Source organism: Oleidesulfovibrio sp., assembly GCF_047973035.1.
Classification (GTDB): Bacteria; Desulfobacterota; Desulfovibrionia; order Desulfovibrionales; family Desulfovibrionaceae; genus Oleidesulfovibrio.
In genome coordinates this window covers 113,108-124,540 of the sequence record NZ_JBKEBF010000039.1, presented here as the reverse complement: position 1 = coordinate 124,540, position 11,433 = coordinate 113,108, and the positions used below count along the sequence as shown (strand labels likewise).

Annotated in this window: 14 protein-coding genes, 1 tRNA gene and 1 pseudogene; 5 read left to right on the top strand and 11 right to left on the bottom strand. The window is 45.9% G+C overall.

Translation table 11 applies throughout. From position 1 onward, the window contains the following. A partial coding sequence (locus ACK5LI_RS14055; RefSeq protein ID WP_416950443.1) for a transposase occupies positions 1–237 on the top strand: 237 nt, incomplete at its 5' end. A 125-nt stretch (positions 238–362) separates the two neighbouring features. After that, positions 363–728, top strand: coding sequence for a hypothetical protein (locus ACK5LI_RS14050; protein ID WP_416950441.1), 366 nt, complete (start codon positions 363–365; stop codon positions 726–728). Positions 729–807: 79 nt separating this feature from the next. Here ACK5LI_RS14050 and ACK5LI_RS14045 read toward each other — a convergent pair whose 3' ends face one another. Together ACK5LI_RS14045 and ACK5LI_RS14040 are read right to left on the bottom strand one after the other, a co-directional pair. Further along, positions 808–912, bottom strand: a complete 105-nt coding sequence (locus ACK5LI_RS14045) for a MetS family NSS transporter small subunit (RefSeq protein ID WP_416950439.1) — start codon at positions 910–912, stop codon at positions 808–810. Then, entirely contained in the window at positions 912–2,408 is a 1,497-nt protein-coding gene (locus ACK5LI_RS14040) for a sodium-dependent transporter (RefSeq protein WP_416950437.1), read from the bottom strand. Before ACK5LI_RS14040 ends, ACK5LI_RS14045 begins: the two co-directional genes overlap by 1 nt. A 448-nt stretch (positions 2,409–2,856) precedes the next feature. Here ACK5LI_RS14040 and ACK5LI_RS14035 point away from each other — a divergent pair, with 448 nt between their 5' ends. Continuing rightward, positions 2,857–3,276 (top strand): hypothetical protein, encoded by a 420-nt coding sequence (locus tag ACK5LI_RS14035; RefSeq protein WP_416950434.1) that lies wholly within the window; start codon positions 2,857–2,859, stop codon positions 3,274–3,276. An 83-nt stretch (positions 3,277–3,359) separates the two neighbouring features. Here the strand turns inward: ACK5LI_RS14035 and ACK5LI_RS14030 are convergent, their stop codons facing one another. The 9 genes and pseudogenes from ACK5LI_RS14030 to ACK5LI_RS13990 form a co-directional block, all read right to left on the bottom strand. Next, positions 3,360–3,605 (bottom strand): hypothetical protein, encoded by a 246-nt coding sequence (locus tag ACK5LI_RS14030; RefSeq protein WP_416950432.1) that lies wholly within the window; start codon positions 3,603–3,605, stop codon positions 3,360–3,362. Positions 3,606–3,607: 2 nt separating this feature from the next. Beyond that, complete coding sequence (gpmI, locus tag ACK5LI_RS14025; protein ID WP_416950430.1) at positions 3,608–5,167, bottom strand: 2,3-bisphosphoglycerate-independent phosphoglycerate mutase; 1,560 nt, start codon at positions 5,165–5,167, stop codon at positions 3,608–3,610. Continuing rightward, positions 5,167–5,556, bottom strand: coding sequence for a ribosome silencing factor (gene rsfS, locus ACK5LI_RS14020; RefSeq protein WP_416950428.1), 390 nt, complete (start codon positions 5,554–5,556; stop codon positions 5,167–5,169). The genes gpmI and rsfS overlap by 1 nt, the downstream gene beginning before the upstream one ends. A gap of 457 nt (positions 5,557–6,013) precedes the next feature. Next, a complete protein-coding gene (locus ACK5LI_RS14015) occupies positions 6,014–6,868 on the bottom strand; it encodes a TIGR02285 family protein (RefSeq protein WP_416950426.1) in 855 nt (284 codons plus the stop codon). Between the two features lie 346 nt (positions 6,869–7,214). After that, positions 7,215–7,835, bottom strand: coding sequence for a substrate-binding periplasmic protein (locus ACK5LI_RS14010; protein ID WP_416950424.1), 621 nt, complete (start codon positions 7,833–7,835; stop codon positions 7,215–7,217). 755 nt (positions 7,836–8,590) lie between these two features. Continuing rightward, positions 8,591–8,773 carry a hypothetical protein gene (locus ACK5LI_RS14005; RefSeq protein ID WP_416950422.1) on the bottom strand — a complete coding sequence of 61 codons (183 nt, stop codon included), beginning with the start codon at positions 8,771–8,773 and terminating at the stop codon, positions 8,591–8,593. 9 nt (positions 8,774–8,782) lie between these two features. Next, positions 8,783–8,905, bottom strand: a complete 123-nt coding sequence (locus ACK5LI_RS14000) for a GIY-YIG nuclease family protein (RefSeq protein WP_416950450.1) — start codon at positions 8,903–8,905, stop codon at positions 8,783–8,785. A gap of 36 nt (positions 8,906–8,941) precedes the next feature. After that, a pseudogene (locus ACK5LI_RS13995) lies at positions 8,942–9,121 on the bottom strand (DUF6538 domain-containing protein); the annotation flags it as partial. An 88-nt stretch (positions 9,122–9,209) separates the two neighbouring features. Then, positions 9,210–9,305: transfer RNA gene (locus ACK5LI_RS13990), tRNA-Ser, on the bottom strand. Between the two features lie 343 nt (positions 9,306–9,648). On the opposite strand from ACK5LI_RS13990, the gene ACK5LI_RS13985 reads away from it, so the two are divergent. Then, a complete protein-coding gene (locus tag ACK5LI_RS13985; RefSeq protein ID WP_416950420.1) occupies positions 9,649–10,632 on the top strand; it encodes a Nif3-like dinuclear metal center hexameric protein in 984 nt (327 codons plus the stop codon). A gap of 57 nt (positions 10,633–10,689) precedes the next feature. After that, positions 10,690–11,430 (top strand): zinc ribbon domain-containing protein, encoded by a 741-nt coding sequence (locus ACK5LI_RS13980; RefSeq protein WP_416950417.1) that lies wholly within the window; start codon positions 10,690–10,692, stop codon positions 11,428–11,430. The last annotated feature ends 3 nt before the right edge of the window (positions 11,431–11,433 follow it).

Here is an 11,433-nt window from a genome sequence, read left to right as displayed (position 1 = left end):
TCAAGTTTTATTGGGTACTTGAAAGGAAAGAGTAGCTTAATGTTGTACGACCAATTTGGCGATCTTAAGTTTAAATACCGGAATCGCGAGTTTTGGTGCCGTGGATATTACGTAGATACAGTTGGAAAAAATAAGGCAAAGATACAAGATTACATTAGGCACCAACTTGAGCATGATAAGCTTGGTGATCAATTATCTCTTCCATATTCTGGAAACCCGTTTACGGGTCGCAAGTAACAGAGATGCAGATACCAGACGAACGTGCGCCTGCTAGGGCGCTGCTAGTAAGAAAGCCTTATAGGCGCATATGAAGAACCCCCAGCTATGCTGGGGGGTACCTTTTTGCGATCTGGAGGTAGGAAATGATCCCATGCCATGTTTGCGGTCAGGACGCTTCTACACACTGGATTCTCGGGCTTACACCCTCGTGCGATAGTTTTAAAACAGGATTATGTACTATCCACGACAATGAAGAGAACAGAGCGGCAGCCTCCAAAGCATGGCAGAAATTCATGTACAGCGAGGTCTCTAAGACTATCAGGCTGCAAGCCTCCGGCCATAAACCGCAGTATACTCTGACAGTCAGATACGCCGATGGCGGCTCTGAAAGCATGCCTTGCCTGTTTTACTCGATTTTTGAAAACATGGCACTGCAAGTCACTCCGCCCGAAGGACCAACCCGCTTTTATTTGCTTCGATATATCAAAAGCTATGAAGTCAGCATGTAAGCCTGACTCTAATCCATTGCAAAAATAAAAGCCGGAGCGAAAATTCGCTCCGGCTTTGTTTTTCATTTTTGTAAACAGACTATTTGTGACGGTTGTTACGGATAGCGACAGCAAAGCAACAACAAGCGCCGCCCCATGTGATTCCAAAGCCGATTACCATCATGACGATTGCTTCAGGGCTCATTATTTCGCTCCTTCTTCAACTCTTACAAAGCGTTCCACAGATTCCTGATTCTTGATCCAGAAAGCAATCACGATGCACAAAGGCAGCAGTGACCAACCGAAGAATAACAGGTCCTTGGAAGCATACCCACCGTAACCATTTGTCAGGTCGCCATGCAGGTTTGAAAGGAGCGAGTAACCGAGAACTGCCACAGTTACAAACTTAAGGCACTTCTTCCATACCTTGTCTACAGAGAAGTCCGAGACGGCGTTAACATGTTTGCGCATATCATCAAGATTAAGCACCCAGCTAAGCAGAATAATTTCGATGAAAGCTCCCACAAGCAAAGCCTGACTGTTGATGAAGTGGTCTACAATGTCGAGAATGTACAGGCCTGCACCGGTAGTGAACATAACTGTAACGGCAAAGCCGCCAAGACAGAAGTAAGACACGGTGCTACGTCTGCCCCATCCGAACTTATCAATCAACGAAGAAACACAGGCTTCAACAATGGAAATGTGTGAACTTACGCCTGCCATGGTAAGGCACAGGAAAAACAGAGTGCCGAAGAAGGTAGGCGCAGGCAGCGAGTTGATTGCCTTGGGAATGGTCACAAAGGCAAGACCGACACCGGCACCAGCTACGTCTTTGATGGAAGAGCCGGTTTCAAGTGCCATATTGCCAAGAACACTGAAGATCATCACGCCTGCGAGCAAAGAAAAACCACAGTTGATGAAAACTGTCATGGTGGCATTATTGTTTACGTCTTCATCAGCAGGCAAGTAGCTGGAGTAAGCGACCATAATAGCAAAGCCGACGCTCAGCGAATAGAAAATCTGTCCGTAAGCTGCAGCCCATACTTTGTAATCGAGAATTTTCGAAAAATCAGGCGTAAACAGGTAGTTGACACCGTCAAGAGCGCCATCGAGGGTAAGTACCCTTGCGATGAAGATCAGCACCAGAAAGAACAGTGTGGGGATGAGGATTTTGTTGGCCCGCTCAATACCTTTTTTTACACCGGATACACAGGCTACCCAAGTAAGAACCCAAGCCAGCAAACACGCAGCGAAGATAGGCCAGCGGACGCCGCCCAGCTCTGTGGGACCACCGGTAAGGCCAAGGAATTCTCCAAAAAAGAAAGCTTTGGTATCCTCGCCCCATGACTGATCAAAAGCAAAGGTCACATAGTTTAGTGTCCAGCCGATGACTGCAATATAATAGGTAGCGATTACTGCTGCGACCATTACCTGAAGCCAGCCAATCCATTCCCACTTGGGATTGAGACGCGCAAAAAGGCGCGGTGCAGAGCTGCGATACTTCTGCCCCATCCCGAATTCAAGAATCATAAAAGGGATACCAGCAGTAAGGAGGGCAAAAATGTAAGGGATAAGGAACGCTCCCCCGCCATTTTCGTATGCGACGTATGGAAAACGCCAGATGTTGCCCAGACCGATGGCAGAGCCCACGGCGGCCATAATAAAGCCTACTCGTGAGCCCCATTGTTCACGTTTACTCATTGCTCTTCCTAAAAACTGTTGCAGAACCTGACAAAGACTTCGATGTTTCAGGCTCAGGTGCTCTACAAATTTTTACTGTTTTGTATAAACGAGTAAAAACTATCCACGGCATAAGGCTTTCCCCGTCAGAAAGCCCTTCTGCGAAAATCCCCGCTTACCGTCATTAAAAAGTTACCTTTTTTTGTTAACTTTTTTTAAGCGGGGAAGCACTTTTACTTGCCGTATGCAAAAATGTCTATCCCAAACAGAAGTCAATAGTAGCTGGTGCCGGTTTTTATCAGTTTTGCAAAGCATACTTTATTTTATATTTTGCTAATGAATCCGGATAGTATTTTTACCTGATATAGAGCCCCATCTTTATCAAAAGATTGACAAAACATTCGCCCGATGAGAGAGCACTCACCAACATTATTGATTTTTCTGCCACCTCTTTAATAAGGAGTAGACTATGCAACCTGATGCTGTGAATGAACTAAGTAATCTGTTGTCCAACTGGGAAGATTACAACGGAGCACGTAAGGCTTTTGAAATGTTTAAAAGCCATCTGGAGTCTTTTGACGGTGTTACTTTTGATTTTAAAGCACGTCCCGGCATCAGCTACTCCCTTCGTGCAGCGCATCCGAATCAGCAGGGTAGAAAACTTTTTACTCTTGTAGATATTATTGATGATGACCCTGCAGAGCGCTGGCTTTCTGTGTGTTTTTATGAAGATATGATTAATGACCCTGAAGAACTGGGAGACTTTGTACCCGGAGGCCTTCTGGGCGAAGATGCGCATTGCCTTGATCTTGATGAGTGGGATGAAGAACGTGTCGAGTACATAAAAGCACGTTTGAGCGAAGCGGCTACAGCCGCTGTAGCAAAATAGTTTTGATGCATTTTATCTGCCAATAAAAAAGCCCCGCGATCGGGGCTTTTTTATTGGCAGAGTTTTTTTAACCACTGTTTTGTCTACATAAAATCAGGATCAATAGATGCTCTGCCGTTATCCAGCATTACTTTAAGAAAGCTAAGAGTTCGGGCATCTACAGGGACCACAGGAAAAGCATTCAGGCAACTATCGCACCTTGCTACAGTTGGCTTTACCGGATTCAGCATTGGCATTTTGTGATCACAAAAAGGGCAAGGGTAAAAAAGCAGAAGCTCTAATGCGATAGGCTTCACAGGCGCAAGAGGCTTATTGGATTCGTTGCTCATAGTCATCCCTTGACGATCAGGCTCTCGCCACTCATAGCCTGAGGCTTTGCCATTTTCAAAATATCCAGAATGGTAGGAGCAATATCGCCCAGCTTACCTTCCGATCGTAAGGAAACGCCCTGCTCCGCTCCGATGAGAACCATAGGAACAGGATTTGTGCTGTGGGCCGTGTAAGGATTCCCTGCATCATCAACAAGCTGTTCTGCATTACCATGGTCTGCGGTAAGAATAATGGTGCCGCCCTTCTTTAAAAAAGCGTCAACAATTTTTCCGGTGCAGGCATCGACAGCTTCACACGCCTTGATTGCAGCCGGCATAATCCCAGTGTGTCCAACCATATCAAGGTTGGCCAGATTGCATACATACAGCGAATAATCTTTATCGAAAGCGGACAATAGCGCGTCTGTAACTTCATAAACGCTCATCTCCGGCTTTAAATCATATGTTGCAACATCACGGGGAGAAGGAATTAGAACACGGTCCTCTCCTTCATAGGGCTCTTCTTTGCCGCAGTTAAAAAAGTAGGTTACATGGGCGTACTTTTCCGTTTCGGCAATGCGCAATTGGCGAAGGCCAGCTTTGGCTGCCACTTCTCCCAAAGTGTCTGTAAGAGCTTCTTTAGAAAAAGCCACAGGCTGCTTGAAAGAGGAATCGTATGATGTCATCGTGGCAAAGCCGCAAAGCCTAGGAACTGCTTTCCGGTCAAATGCAGTGAATGCTTTATCCGTAAAACAACGGGTAAGCTGGCGTGCCCGATCCGCTCGGAAGTTAAAGAAGAATACACCGTCATTGTCGGCAATCAGCTTTTTGGGCTGTTCCGCAACGGCAATAACACGCGGCTTGATAAATTCGTCAGTTTCGCCTGCGGAATAGGCACTCTCTACAGCTTCAACAGCAGAAGCTGAATATTCCGCAATGCCGTGAACTAAAGCATTCCACGCAATTTCATTGCGATCCCAACGTTGGTCTCTGTCCATGGCGTAGTAACGCCCTGTCACACTTGCTATGGTTCCATGTCCTATGCATTGCAGCTCTGCTTCCAGTTCTTTGATAAACTGAAGCCCACTCTGCGGAGGCGTATCACGACCATCCATGAACGCATGAATGCAGGCAGGCACTCCGGCTTCGCGAGCAGCTTCTACAAGCGCATACAGGTGCCTGATGTGGCTGTGAACTCCGCCGTCAGAAAGAAGGCCAAGCAGATGCAGCCTTCCGCCACTTTTTTTAAGTGACGTAAGCAGTCCGCTGATGGCAGGACGGGCAGCAAGCGCCCCTTCCTCAACAGCGATATCAATGCGGGTCATATCCTGATACACGACTCTGCCGGCACCTATGTTCATGTGGCCGACTTCCGAATTTCCCATAAAGCCTTCCGGCAATCCCACTGCCCGCCCGGAGCACGTTAGCTCCGCGGTCGGATTATTGGCGGTGAGAGAATCAAGAACAGGGGTACGGGCTTGAAATACGGCATTGCCTTCATCTTTCTTACCTATTCCCCACCCATCAAGAATAAGTAAAAGAACAGGTGAAACATCAGATGCGGCGAGTGTGTCTTCTGGCATTATTCGGCTCCGGCTGCAGGAAGCTCCAATTGAGGAGCATCGGCCCAAAGGCCCTCGAGGTTATACAGTTCTCTGGCGTCATTCTGAAAAATGTTCACAACTACGTCGTTCATATCCAGAAGTATCCACTTTCCTGCCTGATATCCTTCTGCACGCAAGAATTCGAAATTATTCTGCTTGCAGTAATCCAGCACAAGGTCAGCCAAAGCCTGCCCCTGACGAAGGGAGCCTGCAGAAGCAATAATCATATATTCGGTAAAACCGCTGATGCCACGCAAGTCAAAGAGCATCAGGCCAGCGGCCTTTTTATCATTCATCAGACGAGCAACTTTTTCCGCTTTTTCACGTCCGTCCAGCAGAGAGAATTTTTTGTCTTTTTTCTTAATCATAATAAAAGGTGTCCTTACAGTCATTTTGGGTGTCAGCTGATGCCGCACAGCGTTAAACCAAGCGTTGCAAACGCTAACAGCCACAGAACCCGTATTAATACTTCATTTGCGGCTCAGGCGCAAATGGTTAGATGAGCAGTAAATTGATGCTTCAAATAGTAGCTTGTAAAAGAGGCACGTACATATGCTGGACTAGCCACGCCTGAAAACGAGTCAATGACCTAAATGCAGGAGTAACGGTGCCTTTCAAAACAAGTTACAACCTGTAAAAGTAAAAGGGCTGAAAGCCTCTAACTCTCAACCCTTATCTTTAATAAAAAGCGAAGCACAGCCCTGAATATACCGTACTTGGGCAGTCAGCCTACAGACTTTACAGTAGAAATGTTTTGATTTTCAGCGTTGCCGCCTCCTAGCCTATGCTCTGAAATACCAGTTACGGCTGAATCTGCCTGCAGGGTTAAGGGAAAACTTCCTTAATGTATTTTTCGTGAAGAGCAACAGCTTCTGGTGGAAGGAAGCGCTGATACCGTTCTTTATATTCCGGGATGTATCCGTTGGCGAGAACTTGATTTATCCGGTGGATCACCTCTTTACCCCAAGCATTTTTGCTGCAACCGATTTGGGAGATAACATATTGAGGCATTTCTAAAATTGGAATAAAAGTAAAATTCCCCTTAAGCTCCTCCCTATAGTTTAACCACCTGATCTCATGTGGATATCCAATTACGTAGTCTACATTTCGACCCGCGCCGAGCATATTCAGTAAGCCTTTGAGTACATCTTCGCCGGAACGGATGACAATTTTTTTCGAGTCAGGATTGTCGTTCAAAATTGTATCAACAGCCCCATGATATCTTCTTCCTTTCGAAACGCCCATCCGCAAATCCGACTTACCAAAGAGTCTTTCAATCGATATGTAGCCGTCATCATTTATAAAAGGCTTGAATTCCTCAATCCGTTTTGATTCAATGAATAGCCCGTTTGCCAAAGCAATCATTGTTGGATAACTATATTCAATAAACTTTTCTCTTTCTTCCGTCCGTATCAAAGCTACACAACAAGCATTGCCTGATTCTATCTTTTCAAGAATACGCCCGTAGTTCCCTATTTGATATGTATGATGGTAGTCGTTCAATTCTTCGCGTAAAAGATTTTCCAGATAGTTTTCATAACCGTCTCCTTTCATTGGACCGACATTGATGAAACCCGGCGGGAAATTTGCATGATACCATGTTATTTCTTTTTCTTCAGCATAAGCAAGTTGAACATGCATAACAACCGCAACAAAGCATAATAAAAAAATTCGTCTCATCGCTTTTCTACCGTTTGTTTAGCTAATTGTTCAAGAGCGCAAACATATAGTAAGCGTATCCTTTGTAGATAGTTTGTAGCACTGACTGACGTTGTTTGTTGACAGTTTAAAAAACAATCACTGACGGAGTTAGGTCAATATTCGACTAGCGACTTCTCTCCAAAATAATCTTGGCGACATGATATTCCTCAACTTCCTCCAGAGAGCTCTTTTTTAGCTGCATCCTTCTCAGTGGAGTGCCCCCGCCCTTTCGCCTTCTACACTATAATGCTGTAGGGCATATGAGGCTTCTTTAAGGCCATGCGTTAAAACAACAAAAATGTAATTATGGCCACATATGAGTACTCTAGTCAACTTGTTCGAATGGAGTAATGGCCTTCGGGGATAAGTACTTTAGCATAATTCGCTCTATGACTCCCTCTGCATGCATATCTTTGACAGCCTTTTGATAAGCAATCACAACTTCATCAGAAATATTTTTTGAACCTGCAATGTACTGCCACACTTCAAAAACATTAGGCCCACATTCAACTTTCCCCTTCAGAGGGGTACCCTGTACGCCATAATCAATAAGGCTGACCTCAGAAAACCAAGCATCAACCCTCCCAAGATCAAGCATTTTGGGAATAGTTCCAACCCCAAAAGGTACAGGAAGTAATTTTGAGTAGCCTTTTTCTTTTAGAAAAAGCTCAGGAGGAGCATTTTCATGTACAGCAATCCTATATTTCCGGGCAGTGTGGATATTCAAATTCGGATAACGATCAGAGCAAAAGGCAAAGCGGGCAGGGAAAATCTTAGCAATCCAGATGTATTTGTCTTCACGGGAGGCAAGTCGTGCCATAGGAAAAATAATGGCCTTTGTTGTCTTGTCGGTAGCCATATACTGGGCACGTGACCAAGGCACTACGCGTACTTTAGTATGATTACCGATGCGACGCTCAATCTCAGCGACTATCTCTACAAACACACCATTCTGCTCATTAATTGTCCATGGAGGCAGATCCGCAGAGAGAATGTAATAGGAATCCGCTCGCGCGGGCAACACGCTTAGTACTAAAGTAAATATAAGTGCGAGATAGGCCGTCCGCATACTACGATTTTAGATAAAAGAATACGGTGCACCAATTATTCTTTATTTTTCAAACACAGATTTTCTCAATATAATACCCAAGCAAAGCCCAGAATCGTGGGGCCTTCGCTTAGGTATTATAGAGCTGTTGCAGAAAAAAGGGGTCAAGGTAGTTGCTGGAGCTAAGTTGCCACAGGATCCATAAAACCGCTCTTCGCTGTGCTTTTTAATTATCGTTTCTGGCAACCAATAATTTTATACAAAAATTTCAAATATAGGTAGGCAGGTGGGACATAAAAGCTGCCGCACACCTTGTGGGGCTTAGCTAAAATACAGAAAGCGGGAAGCTAGATAAAACCCCAACTTCCCGCTTTTATTAACGAATGGCGGAGAGGGTGGGATTTCACCGGTGGGAATCCCAAAACCTCCAACATGCTGAAATTGCAGGGATATATCCCGTTTTCAGTGAAAGAGTGTGTACCATGCCTTTGTAGCTAATGAATCACGCTTGGTCAAGATTTTGCATAGTTGAAATTGATTCCACTACGTTAGGCGCAAAAAGCTCATATCTTCATTGCCGGGATTCGAACCGAAATCCCAATCGCACACGAAAAAAGGCATCCGTTTAATTACGGATGCCTTTTTCATTCCAGCTACATATTGCTTGCCAGCGGCACAGCCTCGGCAGCATGCTGCGCCATTGCCAGTGATTCGCGGTATTCTCTAGCCTCAGCCTTCATTGTCCAGTGGGCTTCTATGGACATATCATCCAGCGTTGTCCGAATGGCATGTACCCCTGTCTGGAAAAACTCTTTCCTCGGATTAACCTTATTCATCTGGCTATCCTAAAAAACTCGGTGCAACTCAAGCTCAAGGGCCGGAGCATCTTCGCTGTAAATCATGGCGTGAACATCAAACGGGAACGGCACACTGGCGTCACCCAATTCACGACTTAATCTACCAGACATGACATCATCCCTCCTTTTACAAAATTCATCAAATATCGCATGCGAGGTAGTGACCAGTCTTATAACCTTAGGCCGAGCTTCTCTCAAGTATCTGGTTTTGAGCGACTTCTTGAATTCTTGCATGCCCATGACCGGGCGCAAATCGCTTGGAATTCGAAGTCGAAAATAGAGGCCATTTCGATGGCTGGTGAGGTAGGATGGGGCAGAAAAAGACATTGGACAATCCTCCTTGTGTGTACCCGTTTTGTGTACCCACGGCTCTGACGAGCGCTTTTTGGAAGAATGTCCAATGTTTTCAAGCTCTTGGCGGAGAGGGTGGGATTCGAACCCACGTACGGGCTATTAACCCGTAACTCGATTTCGAGTCGAGCGCGTTACGGCCGGACTTCGCTACCTCTCCGCAAATCAATTGAGCAGTTTCCTGCTCAAGAGGCGGTTTATCTAGGCTAAATTCCTATCTGATGCAAGCACAAATTTCATCACTCTTTAAATGAATCATAGCCACCTTAAAAATAACACATCAGGATGCTTCAAAAACTGCTCTTTCTTGACCCTTAACGAAACTTCATGTATTTAGGACTGTCTTTATGTTTTAGAGAGATCATTATGTACTTTGATTTGTAATATAATCAAAGCGATAGCTGCACGCCTGCCTTTTTATACAGGCTGATCACAGAATTTTACAATCAGGTGGTGCTTTCACGTAAACACGTTAAGGCGCCTTCTTTATTTGCAGGATATTCATGCAACAACATGAGTTTATAAACCTTATTGAACGCTTCGCCCCGCTTCACGGTGCTGCCGAGTGGGATAATTGCGGCATTCAGATTGCTTCCCCCCGCGAAACGCTCACTAAAGTTGCTGTTGCACTTGACCCTACTCTCCAAACTATTAACACAGCCCTGCACCTAGGTGCTGACTTCATTCTTACACACCACCCGCTATACATGAAGCCTAAAAGCCTTGGCCGGCTGGATAGCTTTCATCATGTAGTTTCTCAGCTTATTGGCGGGGATGTTGCGCTTTACTCTGCGCACACCTCGCTTGATGCCAATGCCGACGGACCTGTGGGTTGGTTGGGCAGAGAATTGGACCTGTATAACATTGATATCTTGGAACAGACTCACAGCAGCTCACTCTATTCATTCTTTATTTTTGCACATAGCATTGAGCATACAAGTCTGCCTGCTATATATAATGTTGCACATAAATCCGGCGGAACAGTAGTTACCTTTGATAGTGCAGACACTGCCCCCTCCTCCGCTCTTGCAGTCATTCAGGATGCATCTCCTGAAGGTGCTGTGGTTGTAGAACTGCCTCAAGCTGCAGGCAGAGAAACTCTTGGACTGGGTATGATCGGAGATCTCCCACAAGAATGCAGCTGGAAAGAATTAGTTGCTCTTCTGGAAAGCAAGGTAAACAGAAATTTCTGGTCAGTGTGCGGTATCCGCCCTGACCGCGTAAAACGCGTAGGTTACTGCACCGGTTCGGGCAGCTCTCTTGCTGATGCTGCTTTCGCCCGTGGTGCTGACGTGTTTATTACCGGCGACGTCAAATACCACGGCGCGCTGGATACAAACGGGTGTATTATAGATGTAGGGCATTTTTCTTTGGAAGAAGAAATGATGAAGCGTTTTGCAGCGCTACTTGCTAAGCATGCACCTGATGTGGAAATAACCTTCCTGCCCGGGCAGGATCCCATACTGCTTCACGCCGTAAGCAAATAAGCGGCCCTGAAGCCCGGTTTTTACCGGTCAGTTCGAAGCCATCAGGAGGACACGAAATTGAGCCTGTATCTTAAACAAATCGAGCAGCTCGTCGCCTTGCAAAAGGTAGACAACGAGATCATGGCCATCCGCAAAGATCTCGAGCACGCCCCCAAAGAAGTAGAAGCTCTCATGGGCCGCTTCAACACTCTTGAGGGCCAGCGCAACCACCTGCTGGACAAAATTGAACATCTGCGTGAGCAGGAACGTCGTCTTATTACTGAAATCGAAGACGATTCTTTGCGTGTGAAGAAAAGCAAAAGCAAGTTGATGCTTGTCGGCAACACTAAAGAATACCACGCAATGATGCGCGAAATGGACAACCTTGAAAAGGTAAACCGTCTTCGCGAAGAAGAAAAAATCACCCTCATCGAAGAGCTGCAGCGTCAGAATGATGCAATTGCGCAGCTTGATGAAGTGTATGGTGAAGTAAAGCAAGATCTTGAAGCGAAGCAGGCAACTTTGCAGGCACGCCTTGAAGATGCTGAAAAAGAACTGGCAAAGCTGGATAAAAAGCGTGTAGCCGCCGGCAGTGTTGTTCCCGCTCCTGTTCTGGCCCGCTACGAGTTTATCCGTGAGCGCCTTGACCACCCCGTTATCGTTCCCGTAGTGAACGGCATCTGCTCTGGCTGCAACATTGCTATTCCGCCGCAGAGCTTTATCGACTTACAGAAAGGGACCCAGATTCTCAGCTGCACAAACTGCCAGCGCCTTGTTTACTGGTGCGAGCACTTCTGCGACGACACCTCTGCCGAGTAATTT